Here is a 15,434-nt window from a genome sequence, read left to right on the forward strand (position 1 = left end):
GGAGATCTATGCTGAGGCGATATGTTCCTGCGGCGGGACCCGGTCCGCCGTCGGCGGCAGGCGGGGCCCGTCCTCTTCTTCCAGGAGGTCCCCGTGACCCACCAGCCTCCGGTCTCATCGGCCGGCTCCGGCCCCGCCGTCCCGTCCACCGCGGATCCCGAGGACGCCTTCGGCCACGAGCAGGCCGGCTTCCAGCAGCACCTCGGACCGCGCCAGCTGCAGATGATCGCGATCGGCGGGGCCATCGGCACCGGCCTGTTCCTCGGCGCCGGCGGGCGCCTGGCCTCCGCCGGCCCCGGGTTGGCCCTGGACTACCTCGTCTGCGGCTTCATCGCCTATCTGATCCTGCGGGCCATCGGCGAGCTCGTGGTGCACCGGCCCTCCTCCGGCTCCTTCGTCTCCTACGCCCGTGAGTTCTACGGGGAGCGCGCCGCCTACATCTCCGGGTGGATGTACTGGATCAACTGGGCCACCACCTCGATCGTGGACTCCACCGCGATCGCCCTCTACGTCAAGTGGTTCGGGCAGTACTTCCACTGGCTCGACGCCGTGCCCCAGGGGCTGATCGCGCTGGTGGTCATCGTCCTGGTGGTCAGCGCCAACCTCATCTCCGTGAAGATCTTCGGGGAGATGGAGTTCTGGTTCGCCCTGATCAAGGTCGTGGCGCTGCTGACCTTCCTGGTGGTGGGCGTCTGCTTCGTGATCTTCGGGTCCCCCAACGGCAGCCCGACCGGCTTCTCCCTGATCAGCGAGCACGGCGGCTGGTTCCCCAACGGCCTGCTGCCGGCCCTGGTGATCATGCAGGGCGTGGTCTTCGCCTACGCGGCGATCGAGCTGGTGGGCACCACCTCCGGGGAGACCAAGGACGCCCAGAAGGTCATCCCCAAGGCCATCAACACCGTGATCCTGCGGGTGCTGGTGTTCTACGTCGGCTCCGTGCTGCTGCTGGCCCTGCTGCTGCCGTACTCCTCCTACAAGGAGGGCGAGTCCCCGTTCGTCACGTTCTTCTCCAGCATCGGGGTGAACGCGGCCGGGCCCATCATGGAGCTGGTGGTCATCACCGCGGCCATGTCCTCGCTGAACGCGGGGCTGTACTCCACCGGGCGCATCCTGCACTCGATGTCCATGGCCGGCTCCGCCCCGAAGTTCGCGCAGCGGATGAACAGCCACGGCGTCCCCTACGGCGGGATCCTCATGACCTCCGCCGTCGCGCTGATCGGGGTGGTGCTGAACTTCGTCGTCCCGGAGCAGGCCTTCGAGATCGTGCTGAACATCGCCTCCTTCGGGATCATCGGGGCGTGGGCGACCATCGCCCTGGCCCACCTGAAGTTCGTGTCCCTGGCCAAGCAGGGCCGCTACCGCAGGCCCGGCTACCGCGCCTGGGGCGCGCCGTTCACGGACTGGGTGATCCTGGTGTTCCTGGCCGGGGTGATCGTGCTGATCGGCTTCGACTACCCGGTGGGCACCTGGACCCTCGGACTGCTGATCGTGGTGATCATCCCCACGCTGATCGTCGGCTGGTTCGCCGTGCGCGGCCGGGTGCGCGCCATCGCCGCCGAACGCGAGGGCGTGACCGGCCTGTACCCGATCGTCGCCGACCGCCCCGCCGCGCACACGCGGGATTGACGTGGCCGGAGAACGAGGAAACGCAGAACACGAAAGGAGAGCTCCGTCATGAGCCGAGACCTGTCTGAGAACGGCGCGTCGATGGCACGGAGAGGCCCGGATGAGAATGTCTTCGAGGAGGAGCAGGCCGGGTTCCGCAAGGGCCTCGGGCCGCGCCAGCTGCAGATGATCGCGATCGGCGGGGCCATCGGCACCGGACTGTTTCTCGGGGCCGGAGGGCGCTTGGCCGAGGCCGGGCCCTCTCTGCTGTTCGACTTCGCGCTGTGCGGGATCATCGCCTATCTGATCCTGCGGGCCCTGGGGGAGCTCGTGGTGCACCGGCCCTCCTCTGGCTCCTTCGTCTCCTACGCCCGGGAGTTCTATGGGGAGAAGGCGGCCTTCGTCGCCGGCTGGTGGTACTGGATCCACTGGGCCATGACCTCCATCGTGGACACCACCGCCATCGCCCTGTACGTCAAGTGGTTCGGGCAGTACAGCACCGTCATCGCGGGTATTCCGCAGTGGGTCTTCGCGCTGGCCGTGGTGGTGATCGTGGTGTCCATGAACCTCATCTCGGTGAAAGTCTTCGGGGAGATGGAGTTCTGGTTCTCGCTGATCAAGGTCCTGGCCCTGCTGATCTTCCTGGTTCTCGGCGTCGTCTTCGTGATCTTCGGGACTCCCACCGGTTCGCCCACCGGATTCCAGGTCATCGCGGACCACGGTGGCTGGTTCCCCGAGGGCATCGCTCCGGCCCTGCTGCTGATCCAGGGCGTGGTCTTTGCGTACTCTTCCATCGAGCTGGTGGGCACCACCTCCGGGGAGACCCGGAATGCCCAGCAGGTGATTCCCAAAGCGATCAACACGGTGATCCTGCGGATCGTGGTGTTCTACATCGGCTCCATTCTGCTGCTGATCCTGCTGCTCCCATACACCGCATACCAGAACGGCGTCTCCCCCTTCGTCACGTTCTTCTCCAGCATCGGCGTGGACGCGGCCGGGCCCATCATGGAGCTGGTGGTGATCACCGCCGCTCTGTCCTCCCTGAACGCCGGCATGTACTCCACCGGGCGCATCATGCACTCGATGGCCGTGGCAGGCTCCGGGCCGCGCTTCGCCCGCAGCCTGACCCGCGGCGGGGTGCCTTGGGGCGGCATCGTCATGACTGCGGCGGTGACATTGCTCGGGGTGGTGCTCAACGCGGTGGTTCCGGCTCAGGCCTTCGAGATCGTGCTGAATCTGGCTTCGGTGGGCATCGTCGCCGGGTGGGCGACGATCGCTTTGTCGCACCTGAAATTCGTCTCCCTGGTTCGCCAGGGGGTGTACCGGAGACCCGGATACCGGATGCCCGGAGCTCCGTTCACGGACTGGGTGATCCTGGTTTTCCTGGTGGGAGTGCTGGCTCTGATCGGTCTGGACTACCCGCAGGGAACCTGGACCCTCGGGGCGATGGTTCTCGTGCTGCCGTGCATGGCCATCGGCTGGTACATCTGCCGTGGGCGTATCCGCGCCATCGCCGCCGAACGCGAGGGCGTCACCGGGTTCTTCCCCACGGTGGCCGGGCGGCCCGCCTCCGGGCACCTTTCGCTGACCGATCAGGCCGCCGCTGAGGCTGAGGCGGCCCGCGCCGAGCGTATCGCTGGGCAATCCGACGCTGCCCGGGAGTCCTCGGAACGCCAAGATGCCGTGGACTACACTCACGACGCCGTGCGGCGGGCCTCCCGTGGGCGCCGCTCCGGTCGCTTCCGCGACAGGGACGCCTGAGCAGACGAGCGGGTCCGCGTTTTCTGTCCTCTCCATTGTCTCATCATCCGAGATCCCCGTCCCGGATGCTGGATGACCTTTGTGCCGGAGTAGCCTGGGACGAGCATCAGCCACGCCAAGGAGAAGCCATGCCCGCCCTGCGCTCCCGCACATCCACCCACGGTCGGAACATGGCCGGAGCCCGCGCCCTGTGGCGGGCCACCGGCATGAAGAAGGAGGACTTCGGCAAGCCGATCGTCGCCATCGCCAACTCCTTCACCCAGTTCGTCCCCGGCCACGTGCACCTGAAGAACATGGGCGCGCTGGTGGCCTCCGCGGTGGAGGAAGCCGGCGGGGTGGCCAAGGAGTTCAACACCATCGCCGTGGACGACGGCATCGCCATGGGCCACGACGGCATGCTCTACTCCCTGCCCTCCCGCGACGTCATCGCCGACTCCGTGGAGTACATGGTCAACGCCCACCGCGCCGACGCCCTGGTGTGCATCTCCAACTGCGACAAGATCACCCCAGGCATGCTCATGGCCGCGATGCGCCTGAACATCCCGGTCGTGTTCGTCTCCGGCGGGCCCATGGAATCCGGGGCGCCGGTGGAGGGCGTGCTGGAGCACCGGATCGACCTGGTCGACGCGATGGCCTACGCCGTGGACGAGCAGGTCTCCGACGCGCAGCTGGCCCAGATCGAGGAGAACGCCTGCCCCACCTGCGGCTCCTGCTCCGGGATGTTCACCGCGAACTCCATGAACTGCCTGACCGAGGCCCTCGGGCTCTCCCTGCCCGGCAACGGCACCACCCTGGCCACCCAGATCGCCCGCAAGGAGCTGTTCCTGAAGGCCGGGCGCACCGTCGTCGAGCTGGCCAAGCGCTACTACGAGCAGGACGACGAGTCCGTCCTGCCGCGCAACGTCGCCACCAAGTCCTCCTTCCGCAACGCCATGTCCCTGGACGTGGCGATGGGCGGGTCCACCAACACCGTGCTGCACATCCTCGCCGCAGCGCAGGAGGCCGAGGTGGACTTCACCCTGAAGGACATCGACGAGATCTCCCGGCACGTGCCCTGCCTGTGCAAGGTCGCCCCGAACTCCACCCAGTTCCACATCGAGCACGTGCACCGGGCCGGCGGCATCCCCGCGATCCTCGGCGAGCTGGACCGGGCCGGGCTCCTGGAGCACGACGGCGTGCACACCGTGCACGCGGAGTCGGTGGAGGCCTGGCTGGATGAGTGGGACATCCGCCGGGACACCGCCTCCGAGCGGGCCCGCGAGCTGTACCTGGCCGCCCCCGGCGGGGTGCGCACCACCCAGGCCTTCTCCACCGCCAACCGCTTCGAATCCCACGACACCGACGCCGAGTTCGGGTGCATCCGGTCCGTGGAGCACGCCTACACCAAGGACGGCGGCCTGGCGGTGCTCTACGGCAACATCGCCGAGGACGGCGCGGTCATCAAGACCGCCGGGATCGACGAGTACCTGTTCCGCTTCATCGGCAAGGCCTTCGTGGTGGAATCCCAGGACGAGGCGGTCTTCGAGATCCTCTCCAAGCACGTGCAGTCCGGGGACATCGTCGTCATCCAGTACGAGGGGCCCAAGGGCGGGCCGGGCATGCAGGAGATGCTCTACCCCACCTCCTACCTGAAGGGCCTGGGGCTGGGGAAGGAATGCGCGCTGATCACCGACGGGCGCTTCTCCGGCGGGACCTCCGGGATCTCCATCGGCCACATCTCCCCGGAGGCGGCCTCCGGCGGCGCGGTGGGGCTGATCCGCACGGGGGACGAGATCGAGATCGACGTGACCCAGCGGCTGCTGCAGGTCAACGTCTCCGACGAGGAGCTGGCCCGACGCCGCGAGGAGCGCGGGCCCCTGCCGTGGAAGCCGACCAAGCCGCGCGAGCGCCAGGTCTCCAAGGCCCTGCGCGCCTACGCCTCGATGGTCACCAGCGCCGACAAGGGCGCGGTGCGGGTGGTCCCGGAGTAAAGGGGCACTCGATCCTGCTCTGACGCTCCGGCGTCCCGGGCGTCCCGGGCCCGCCGACGCGACCTCGAGGCGGCGCAGCGGTGCCCACCCCGCCACCGAGACGGCGCATCCGTTCCCGAAAACCGGATTTCCGGGAACGGATGCGCCGTCTCGCGGGCGGGCGGGAACGGATGCGCCGGGTCGCGGGCGCGGGAGAGCGCGGCCCCCGGGTCACCGGGCGGGGTGCAGCGGGTTCAGCGGGCGCCCGCGGCTGCGCGCCAGCCGCGGGGGACCGCGCCCAGCAGGCGATGGCGGGCGGACAGGGCCTCCCGGTTGGACAGATCCACGGCCCGCGGCGGGTCATCCCACGCGCCGATCACCACCCCGGCCGTGCTCAGTCCGCGTGCGGCGATGGCCTCCACCGTGAGATCCGTGTGGTTCAGGGTGCCCAGGCCCGGGCGGCACACCACCACCAGCCCGCCCGCGCCGCACTCCCGGGCGATATCGGCCAGGGTGTGCCCGCCCAGATCCACGAGGATCCCGCCGGCGCCCTCCACCAGGACGACGTCGTGCCGCTCGCGCAGGCCCAGGATCCGGGCGGCCTGCTCCGCCGCGGTGGGCACCGGCACCCCCGCGGCCTCTGCTGCGGCCGCCGGGGCCAGGGGCAGGCGCAGGGCGAAGCCCGTGGAGTAGGAGACCCCGGCCAGCTCCCCGGCGATCTGCGCGTCCCCGCGCACCACCACATCCGAGTACCGCGCCTCCAGGGCCTCCCGCTCGGGATCATCCGGTGCGATCAGTCCGGTCTGGGCCGGTTTGTGGACGTGCACGTCCAGACCCTGCCCGGCCGCCAGGGCCGCCAGGGCCGCGGTGGCGTAGGTCTTGCCGACGCCGGTGTCCGTGCCGGTGACGAACAGCAGCCCGTCCGCGGCGGCGGCACGCACCGCGTCGGCGTCCAGGAAGGCGTCCGGCTGCGCGTCGGCCAGCGCATCCGGGGCGGTCCGCTCCACGGCGCCCGCCTGCGCATCCGCCGGCGCGTCGGCGCTCGACGTCGTGCTCATGCGTCCTCCTCGACGGGCTCGTGGGCGGCGGCCGCGGCGACCATCGCCGCCGTGATCCGGGCCAGGCCCTCCTCGGTGCTCAGGTACGGCGGCATCGTGTAGATCGCGTCGCGGAACGGGCGCAGCCACACCCCGTGCTCGGCCGCGATGCGGGTGCAGACATCCACATCCACCGGGCCCCGGGTGCGCACCACGCCGATCCCCCCGGTCACGGCCACCTCGGCCACTCCCTCCAGGGAGGCCGCCGGGGCCAGGCCAGCGCGCAGTCCGGCCTCCAAGCGCGGCACGGCCTCGTACCACGCGCTCGACGGCGCGGCGCCCTCCGGGGCGGCGACCTCCGCGCCGCCCACGCGCCCGAAGAGCAGGTCCACGGAGGCTGCGGCCACCGCGCACGCCAGGGGATTGGCCATGAAGGTGGGTCCGTGCATCAGGGCCGCATAGGAGGAGCGGGAGATGACCTCGGCCACCGGGCCGGAGCACAGCAGGGCCGCCAGCGTCAGGTACCCGCCGGTCAGGGCCTTGCCCACGCACATCACATCCGGGACGATCCCGGCCTGCTCGCAGGCGAAGGCTGTGCCGGTGCGCCCGAAGCCCGTCGCGATCTCATCGGTGATGAACACCGCATCCAGCCGGTCCGCGGCCTCGCGCAGGAAGCGCAGGGCCCGCGGCAGATACGCCCGCATGGCCCCGGCGCCCTGGAATACCGGCTCCACGATGATCCCGGCCAGCTCCGCCCCGTGCCGATCCAGCAGCTCGGACACCTCGGCCTCCCACGCCGCGCAGGCGGCGTCATCGACCGCGGCATCACCGGAGGGTGCGGGGGGCTGCGGGGCGAAGACCTGCGGGGCCAGCAGCGAGGCGAAGTCGGCGTGCATCCCGCCGACCGGGTCGCACACGCTCATCGCGCCCGTCGTATCCCCGTGATAGGCCCCGCGCAGCGCCAGGAAGCGTCCGCGCTCCCGGCCCCGGGCCCGCTGGTACTGCACCGCGAGCTTCAGGGCCACCTCCACGGACACCGAGCCGGAGTCCGCGAGGAAGACGTGGTCCAGGCCCTGCGGGGTCACCTCCACCAGCCGCTCCGCCAGCTCGACGGCGGGAGCGTGGGTCAGCCCGCCGAACATCACGTGCGAGAACCGATCGATCTGCGCCCGCAGCGCCGCGTCCAGCACCGGGTTCCGGTACCCGTGCACCACGGACCACCACGAGCTCATCCCGTCCAGCACCCGCTGGGGACGCTCGGCCCCCGGGGCGACCAGATCCACGAAGGGCCCCTCGGCGCCGTGCACGGAGTACCGGGCCCCGGCCTCTAGGGAGCCGTAGGGATGCCACAGCAGGGCCCGGTCCCGATCCAGCACGGTACGGCCGGCGGGCCCGGCGGAGCCAGCGAGGGAGGGGGGCACGGGATCGGCGCCCGCGCTCACGAGTTGGGCAGCGCGTCCGTGCCGGCGCCGCGACGGCGGATGGTCGGGACCAGGGGGCGCCCGGCGTCATCGCGCAGACCGTGCCGCACGGTGCCGACACCGGCCTCGGCGGGCTGGGCGGCGCCCACGCCCGCGGGCACCGGCTGCTCGACCGGGACCTGCTGCTCCTCCGGGGCCGCGTGGGATCCGCAGCCTCCGCCGCCGCCGGCGCACGGCGGCAGGCCCGCACCGGTCTCGGCGCCGGCCCCGCCCATGGCCTCGCGGTGGGCGGCTCGGTGCGCGCGTAGCCGATCACGCAGCGCCTTGGCATCCTCCTGGCCGACGATCTGGAATCCGCCGTCCACGATCATGTCCAGGTCATCCTCGGCGGCCTGGCCCTCGCTGGTCAGGTAGTCCCCGAGGAACAGGGAGTTGGCCACATTCAGGCTCAGCGGCTGCAGGGAGCGCAGGTGCAGCTCACGGCCGCCGGCGATGCGCAGCTCCCGGTCCGGGCACATCAGCCGGACCATGCACAGGATGCGCAGGCACTTCTGGGGGGTCAGCTCCCAGGTGCCCTCCAGGGGGGTGCCGTCGAAGGGGATCAGGAAGTTCACGGGAATGGAGTCGGAGTCGATCTGCCGCAGCGCCTCCACGGCCTCCACCAGCTGCTCGTCGGTCTCGCCCATGCCCACGATCAGCCCCGAGCAGGGGGACAGCCCCGCGCTGCGGGCGGAGTCCACGGTGTCCACGCGGTCCTGGAAGGTGTGCGAGGAGCAGATCTCCTCGTAGTGGGAGGGTGCGGTGTTCAGGTTGTGGTTGTACGCATCCACCCCGGCCTGGCGCAGCCGCTCCGCCTGCCCCTCCTTGAGGATGCCCAGGCACGCGCAGACCTCGGTCTCCGGGTTGGCGTCCTTGATGGCCTCGGTCATCTCGGCCACGCGCCCGACGTCGCGGTTGGACGGGCCGCGCCCGGAGGCCACCAGGCACACCCGGGAGGCCCCGCCGGCCAGGCCGAACTCGGCCTGGCGCTTGGCCTCATCAGTGGGCAGCCAGGAGTACTTGAGGATCTCCGCATCCGAGCCGAGACGCTGGGAGCAGTACCCGCAGTCCTCGGGACACAGGCCGGATTTCAGGTTGACGAGGTAGTTGACCTTGACCGAGTTGCCGAAGTAGCGACGGCGCACCCGGGAGGCCGCGGCCACGAGATCCAGCAGGACGTCGTCCTCGGAGGCCAGCACCGCCAGGGCCGCCTCCCGGTCCGCGGGGGTCCCGGCGAGGACGGAATCGGCGAGGTCATCGAAAGTCTTGAACACCGTTCAATCTTCGGACGGCCCCCCGTCCCGGTCAAGTCCGAGGCGCATCCCCGGCGGCATCGCGGGGCCCGCACGGGCCCGAGATCCGAGGTCTGCGCACGGGCGGTGCGCGTCACACCCGTCGAGTATGCTGTGGGGGCATCTCATCCCCTCGTCGAAACGGCAGGTCCATGTCCCCGAGCCCCGCGGATCCCGGCGCCCCCGGATCCTCCCAGCCCCTCACCGGCGACGACGCGCTGCACGCGCGGGAGCAGGAGGGCTACAGCAAGGGCCTCACGCCCCGGCAGATCCACATGATCGCCATCGGCAGCTCGATCGGCACCGGCCTGTTCCTCGGGGCCGGCGGCGGCCTGGCCGACGCCGGGCCCACCCTGTTCATCCTCTACGCCGTGGCCGGGTTCTTCGGCTACCTCATCCTGCGTCAGCTCGGCGAGCTGGTGGTGCACCGACCCTCCTCCGGGTCCTTCGTCTCCTACACCCGGGAGTTCTACGGCGAGAAGGCCGCATACTTCGTGGGATGGATGTACTGGCTGTCCTGGGCCTCCACCACGGTCGTGGACGCCACCGCGATGGCCATCTACGTCAAGTGGTTCGGGCAGTACAGCACGTTCATCGACGAGCTGCCGCAGTGGGTGCTGGCCGGGGCCGTGCTGATCATCGTCATGATCACCAACCTGATCTCCGTGAAGGTCTTCGGGGAGATGGAGTTCTGGTTCGCCCTGATCAAGGTCTCCGCCCTGGTGGTCTTCCTGGTGGTCGGGGTGTGCTTCGTGATCTTCGGGACCCCCACGGGGGCGCCCACCGGCTTCCATCTGATCCGCGAGAGCGGGGGGATGCTCCCGCACGGGATCCTCGCCGCGCTGGTGGTCTCCCAGGGCGTGGTCTTCGCCTACTCCGGCATCGAGCTGGTGGGGATCACCGCGGGGGAGACCAAGGACCCCCAGCGTCAGATCCCGCGGGCCATCAACACCGTGATCCTGCGCATCGCCGTGTTCTACGTCGGTTCGGTGCTGCTGCTGTGCCTGCTGCTGCCGTACACCGCGTACTCGGCGGATGAGTCCCCGTTCGTCACGTTCTTCTCCAGCATCGGGGTGGACTACATCGGCCCGATCATGCAGCTGGTGGTCATCACCGCCGCCCTGTCCTCCCTCAACGCCGGTCTGTACTCCACCGGGCGCATCGTGCACTCGATGGCGATGGCCGGCTCCGCGCCCAAGTTCACCGGGAAGATGACCCGCTCCGGGGTGCCCTTCGGGGGGATCCTGCTGACCGTGCTGGTCGGCGGGCTCGGCGTCGTGCTGAACTACTACGTCCCGGAGGATGCCTTCAACATCGTCCTGAACATCTCCGCGATCGGGATCATCGTCGGCTGGGCGGCCATCATGCTGCCGCACCAGCGCTTCGTCGCCCAGGCCCGGCGCGGTCAGCAGCGTCGGCCCGCCTATCGCGCGCCTCTGGCGCCGTACACCAACTGGCTCACCATGCTCTTCCTGGTGGGGGTTCTGGTGCTGGTGGCCCTGGACTACCCGCTGGGCACCTGGACGCTGGCCTCGATGGGCGTGGTGATCCCGGTGCTGATCATCGGCTGGTTCGCCGTGCGCGGGCGCGTGCGACGTCTGGCCGCCGAACGCGAGGGGTTCACCGGGGCGTATCCGGTGATCGTGCAGACTCCCGGCACCGAGGATCAGGGCACCATCTCCACGCTGCCCTGACCTGCGCCCCGCCCCCGCGACGGCACCGTCCCCTCCGAAGCTCCGGCCTGTTCGGAAGGGACGGTGCCGTCGCGTGTGGCGGTTCGATGCGGGCGGATCTCAGCATCCGGACTGGGATCTTGCTGATGCGGAACTGGGAGAGTCCCAAGTGCCGACGCTCTGACTAGGGGAGATGCCCTCGTGCGACGGTGATGTTTCGGATGGGGGCATAGCCGCCCGGTCTTTTCATGTGATGGAAACAACAGGATATGCGAAGCGTGCGTATGCTTCTGCTCATCGTTCACGACGCCGCGGACCGCGGCCCCGTCACCGGGGCCACCGGCCGCGGCGTCCGACGGTTCTCCACCCGGATCTCCCCGCGTGCGGATCCCGCCGACGCCCATGCCGACGACGCACCGCGCGCACCCTCGGGGAGCTCCCCGCTCGAAGGGCTCACCACCCATGTCTCTGACCGCCTCACCCAAGGATCCGCAGGCGCTGCGCCACGGAACCGAAGCCACCATCGCCCCTGAGGACGACGCGCTGCACCAGGGCCTCGGTCCGCGCCAGCTGCAGATGATCGCCATCGGCGGGGCCATCGGCACCGGCCTGTTCCTCGGCGCAGGCGGGCGCCTGGCCTCCGCCGGCCCGTCCCTGTTCATCGCCTACGCCGTGTGCGGCTTCTTCGGGTACCTCATGCTGCGCTCCCTCGGGGAGCTGGTCTGCCACCGGCCCTCCTCCGGCTCCTTCGTCTCCTAGGCCCGGGAGTTCTACGGGGAGAAGGCCGCGTTCGTCTCCGGCTGGCTGTACTGGATGAACTGGGCGATGGTCGCGATCGCGGACTCCACCGCCATCGCCATCTACGTGCACTGGTTCGGCCAGTACAGCGCCTTCGTCGCGGCGATCCCGCAGTGGGCGGTGGCCCTGGCCGTGGTCGTGCTGGTGGTCGTGACCAACATGATCTCCGTGAAGGTCTTCGTGGAGATGGAGTTCTGGTTCTCCCTGATCAAGGTCGCCGCGCTGGTGATCTTCCTGATTGCGGGCGTCTGCTTCGTCATCTTCGGCTCGCCCACCGGCTCCGAGACCGGATTCCACCTCATGTCCGACCACGGCGGCATCTTCCCCGCCGGAGGCATGGCCACCCTGATGATCGTGCAGGGCGTGGTCTTCGCCTACGCCGGCATCGAGCTGGTGGGCACCACCTCCGGGGAGACCCGCGACGCCGAGCGGATCATCCCCAAGGCCATCAACACGGTGATCCTGCGCATCGCGGTGTTCTACGTCGGCTCGGTGCTGCTGCTGTGCCTGCTGCTGCCCTACACCGCCTACTCCGCGGATGAATCCCCGTTCGTCACGTTCTTCTCCAGCATCGGCGTGGACGCCGCCGGTCCGATCATGCAGCTGGTGGTCATCACCGCCGCCCTGTCCTCGCTCAATGCCGGGATCTACTCCACCGGGCGCATCCTGAACTCGATGTCCCACGCCGGGTCTGCGCCGAAGTTCGCGGCGATGATGACCAAGTCCGGGGTGCCCTTCGGCGGGATCCTGCTGACCGCGGCCGTGGCCCTGCTGGGGGTCGTGCTGAACTACTTCGTGCCCTCGGATGCCTTCGAGATCGTGCTGAACCTCTCCGCGCTGGGCACGATCGCCGCGTGGGCGACGATCAGCCTGTCCCACCAGAAGTTCGTCTCCCTGACGAAGAAGGGCCTGTACTCCCGGCCCAGCTACCGGGCGCCGCTCGCCCCGTACACCAACTGGCTGACCCTGGTGTTCCTGGCCGTGGTGATCGTGCTGATCGCCGTGGACTACCCGGTGGTCACCCTGACCCTCGGGTCCTTCCTCGTGATCGTGGTGCCGCTGCTGTTCATCGGCTGGTTCGCGGTGCGGGGACGGGTCGCGCACATCGCCGCCGAGCGCGCCGGGATCACGGGGGTCTTCCCTATCGCCGCCATCCCGCCGAGCGTGGAGGCGGTCAGGGAGACGGAGCTGCGGGAGATCGAGGACGCCGCCCAGGCCCGCATCCCGCAGGCCGAGCTGCTGGATGAGGATCCCCGCTAGGTGTACTGACCGGGGACGTTGGTCAATCGTGAGAAGGGCGGCTGGTTCCCGCAGGCCGTGTGGGGCCGGTGGTGGTTGTAGTAGTGCAGCCAGCCCTCCAGCTCGCCCCGGCGTTCCGTTTCGGAGGTGTAGCAGCGGGCGTAGGCCCAGCCGTCAGCCAGGGTGCGGTGGAACCGCTCGATCTTGCCGTTGGTCTGCGGCCGATACGGCCGCGTGCGCTTGTGCCTGACTCCGAGCTCTGCGCAGGTGTCTCGCCATAGGTGTGAGCGGTAGGCGCCGCCGTTGTCGGACAGGACGCGCTCGACGGTGACGCCGCGGGCGTTGAACCACTCGACAGCCCTCACCAGCACTGCGGTGGCGGTGATCGCGGTTTCGTCGTCGTGGATCTCGGCGTAGGCGACGCGGGAGTGGTCGTCGATGACGGTGTGGACGTAGGCCTTGCCCATCAACGGGTCCCGGTACTTGTTCCGGGGCTTGCCTGGTGTGGCGGCGCGGTTCTTCTCTCCCTGTTGGCGGCCGACGTAGCGCCAGCCGCCGCCGTCGGGGATGTTGCCGAGCTTCTTCACGTCGACGTGGAGCATCGCGCCGGGATGGTCATGTTCGTAGCGGCGGACGGGTTCGCCGGTGGCGCGGTCGACGTGGGAGAGCCTATTCAGGTGCGCGTCAGTCAGGATCCGGTGGACCGTTGATGGCGCGATCCCGAGCCGGCAGGCGAGCTGCACTGGTCCTTCGCGGAGGCGTAGCCGGAGCTGGATACAGCGGCGAGTGACCTTCGGGCTGGTCCTGGTCGGTGAGTGGTGCGGGCGCGAGGATCGGTCCTGCATGGACTGGCCGGCTCGGTAGCGATCGGCCCAGCGCTTCACGGTCGACCAAGAGACCTGGAAGCGGGCAGCGACCTCGCTGATCGGCCAGCCGTCATCCACGACGAGACGGCCGACGATCAGGCGGTGGCGGGGCGTGAGAGCGGCGTTGGGGTGTGACATGGAACCTCGTGTAGACATGGTCGTGGCGGCGAGCTCGTGCTCGCCGCCACGTGGGGGGCCTCTTGTCGGATCAGTCGAGGGGGCTGACTCGGATGAGGTTGCCGTCGGGGTCGGCGATCACGAAGGTGCGGCCGAACACGTCGTCGTGGGGTTCCTGGACAACGCGCACGCCCTTGGACATCCACTCTTGGTAGACGTGGTCGATGGCCGAGGCAGGACCGGGGACCATGAGCCCGATCTCGCTCGTGCGAGGTGTTTCAGGGGTGGTGTTCTCGTTGCCGCCGGTCCAGATGGCGAACAGCACCCCGGGTGCCACCTCGAAGGCGACGTAGCGCGGGCTGGTGAAGCTGGGCTCGATGTCGAACAGGTCGCTGTAGAAGGTGGTGGACCGTTCGGCGTCGCTGACGTAGACCAAGAACAGGTTGGGTGCCGACATGGATGTCTCCTCAGATCGGTGAATCGGGCGGCTTCATCCGATCGCTCAAAGGTGACACCCACTGTCATGTTTTCTGTGAGAATCTGGTCATGAGGTCCTCGAGGCTGTTGTCGATCCTGCTGCTCCTGCAGACCCATGAACGAATGACGAGCAAGGAGCTGGCCCGCCGGTTCGAGGTTTCACCGCGCACGATCCTGCGTGACGTCGAGGCCCTGTCAGCCGCTGGCGTCCCGGTCCACACCGAGCAGGGCCGGGGTGGGGCGATCGTGCTGGACCGCCGATCCCGGCTCGATGCGGCGCGTCTCGATCCTGCCGAACTGCAGTTGCTGAGCGTCGCAGGGCTGGACGCCAACTTCTTCGAGCAGGTCGGGCTGGGGGCAGTTCAAACCAGCGCCCAGGAGAAGCTAACGGCCGTCGCCACGCGTAGGCAGGTGCCTGCCACCTCTTCCTTGTCCGAGGTGCTCCTCATCGACCCATCGGGGTGGTTCGCAACCGGGCAGGAACTCGACCTGACCGACCTGCTGACCGCCTCCCGAGAGAGACGACGCATTCTCCTGCGATATCGACGCAGCGGGGAGACCAGTGGGCAGTGGCTCACTGCCGACCCCTATGGGCTGGTGAACAAGGCCAGCTCCTGGTATCTCGTGGCTGACGCCGACGGGCATCCCCGCGTGTTCAACACCAGCCGCATCGAAGACCGCGAGCTCCTCACGGACGCCGCTGTACTGCGACAAGACTGCGATCTCCGCTCGGTGTGGCGGGACCTGCTGACCAGTTTTCAGCCGGCGCCCGGTGTCGAGGTGCACGCGATGTTGCGCTCGACCCGCCTGGACCTAGCGCAGCGAATCCTCGGGACTCGTATGACCCGTAGCACTGGCGCCGAGGACGAGTGGACGGCGATCGCCGTCCACTACCCAGACCTCGAATCGGTGCGACAGCTCCTCCAATTCGGCGACCACATCCGCATCCTCAACCCGACCGAGGCGATCACCCGGTTCCACGACCTCGCCGCCCAGATCATGCAGGCCCACACAGCGAGCAGCTCAGCCAACGTCCGCGGTCAGTACAGCTAGGTCCCCAGCTCACAGCCGCGTGGTGTAAGTTACGACCCCAGAACGACATCACGACCCGAGGACGAGCCGCGGCCGGCGCCAGCCCGACGCGGCTCGTCCCGCTCCGC

The 15,434-nt window shown here is 69.3% G+C and carries 10 protein-coding genes and 1 pseudogene; 6 read left to right on the forward strand and 5 right to left on the reverse strand.

Translation table 11 applies throughout. The features are described 5' to 3' along the window. Positions 1-21: 21 nt before the first annotated feature. From AC0VXQ_RS01385 to ilvD, 3 genes are all read left to right on the forward strand, one after another. Positions 22-1,626 carry an amino acid permease gene (locus AC0VXQ_RS01385; protein WP_133566317.1) on the forward strand — a complete coding sequence of 535 codons (1,605 nt, stop codon included), beginning with the start codon at positions 22-24 and terminating at the stop codon, positions 1,624-1,626. A 48-nt stretch (positions 1,627-1,674) separates the two neighbouring features. Then, positions 1,675-3,366, forward strand: coding sequence for an amino acid permease (locus AC0VXQ_RS01390; protein ID WP_133566318.1), 1,692 nt, complete (start codon positions 1,675-1,677; stop codon positions 3,364-3,366). Between the two features lie 128 nt (positions 3,367-3,494). Next, positions 3,495-5,336 (forward strand): dihydroxy-acid dehydratase, encoded by a 1,842-nt coding sequence (gene ilvD / locus AC0VXQ_RS01395; protein ID WP_133566319.1) that lies wholly within the window; start codon positions 3,495-3,497, stop codon positions 5,334-5,336. Between the two features lie 233 nt (positions 5,337-5,569). Here the strand turns inward: ilvD and bioD are convergent, their stop codons facing one another. From bioD to bioB, 3 genes are read right to left on the reverse strand one after another with little or no spacing between them, the layout of a single operon-like run. Further along, positions 5,570-6,373 (reverse strand): dethiobiotin synthase, encoded by an 804-nt coding sequence (bioD, locus tag AC0VXQ_RS01400; protein WP_133566320.1) that lies wholly within the window; start codon positions 6,371-6,373, stop codon positions 5,570-5,572. Further along, positions 6,370-7,773, reverse strand: coding sequence for an adenosylmethionine--8-amino-7-oxononanoate transaminase (bioA, locus tag AC0VXQ_RS01405; RefSeq protein WP_133566321.1), 1,404 nt, complete (start codon positions 7,771-7,773; stop codon positions 6,370-6,372). Before bioA ends, bioD begins: the two co-directional genes overlap by 4 nt. A 17-nt stretch (positions 7,774-7,790) precedes the next feature. After that, positions 7,791-9,086: a biotin synthase BioB gene (gene bioB / locus AC0VXQ_RS01410; protein WP_129357959.1), complete on the reverse strand. Its 1,296-nt coding sequence runs from the start codon at positions 9,084-9,086 to the stop codon at positions 7,791-7,793. A gap of 170 nt (positions 9,087-9,256) precedes the next feature. On the opposite strand from bioB, the gene AC0VXQ_RS01415 reads away from it, so the two are divergent. Both AC0VXQ_RS01415 and AC0VXQ_RS01420 read left to right on the forward strand, forming a co-directional pair. Continuing rightward, a complete protein-coding gene (locus AC0VXQ_RS01415) occupies positions 9,257-10,798 on the forward strand; it encodes an amino acid permease (RefSeq protein ID WP_129357958.1) in 1,542 nt (513 codons plus the stop codon). Positions 10,799-11,239: 441 nt separating this feature from the next. Next, positions 11,240-12,835, forward strand: a pseudogene (locus AC0VXQ_RS01420) (amino acid permease). Here the strand turns inward: AC0VXQ_RS01420 and AC0VXQ_RS01425 are convergent. Next, positions 12,832-13,818 carry an IS481 family transposase gene (locus AC0VXQ_RS01425; RefSeq protein ID WP_475528841.1) on the reverse strand — a complete coding sequence of 329 codons (987 nt, stop codon included), beginning with the start codon at positions 13,816-13,818 and terminating at the stop codon, positions 12,832-12,834. The pseudogene AC0VXQ_RS01420 and the gene AC0VXQ_RS01425 overlap by 4 nt on opposite strands. A gap of 70 nt (positions 13,819-13,888) precedes the next feature. Continuing rightward, positions 13,889-14,254 (reverse strand): VOC family protein, encoded by a 366-nt coding sequence (locus tag AC0VXQ_RS01430; RefSeq protein ID WP_475528843.1) that lies wholly within the window; start codon positions 14,252-14,254, stop codon positions 13,889-13,891. A gap of 107 nt (positions 14,255-14,361) precedes the next feature. Here AC0VXQ_RS01430 and AC0VXQ_RS01435 point away from each other — a divergent pair, with 107 nt between their 5' ends. Continuing rightward, on the forward strand, positions 14,362-15,327 hold the full coding sequence (locus AC0VXQ_RS01435; RefSeq protein WP_328798687.1) for a helix-turn-helix transcriptional regulator: 966 nt from the start codon (positions 14,362-14,364) through the stop codon (positions 15,325-15,327). Positions 15,328-15,434 lie beyond the last annotated feature (107 nt).

This window comes from Rothia sp. QJM3NY_36 (assembly GCF_056173115.1).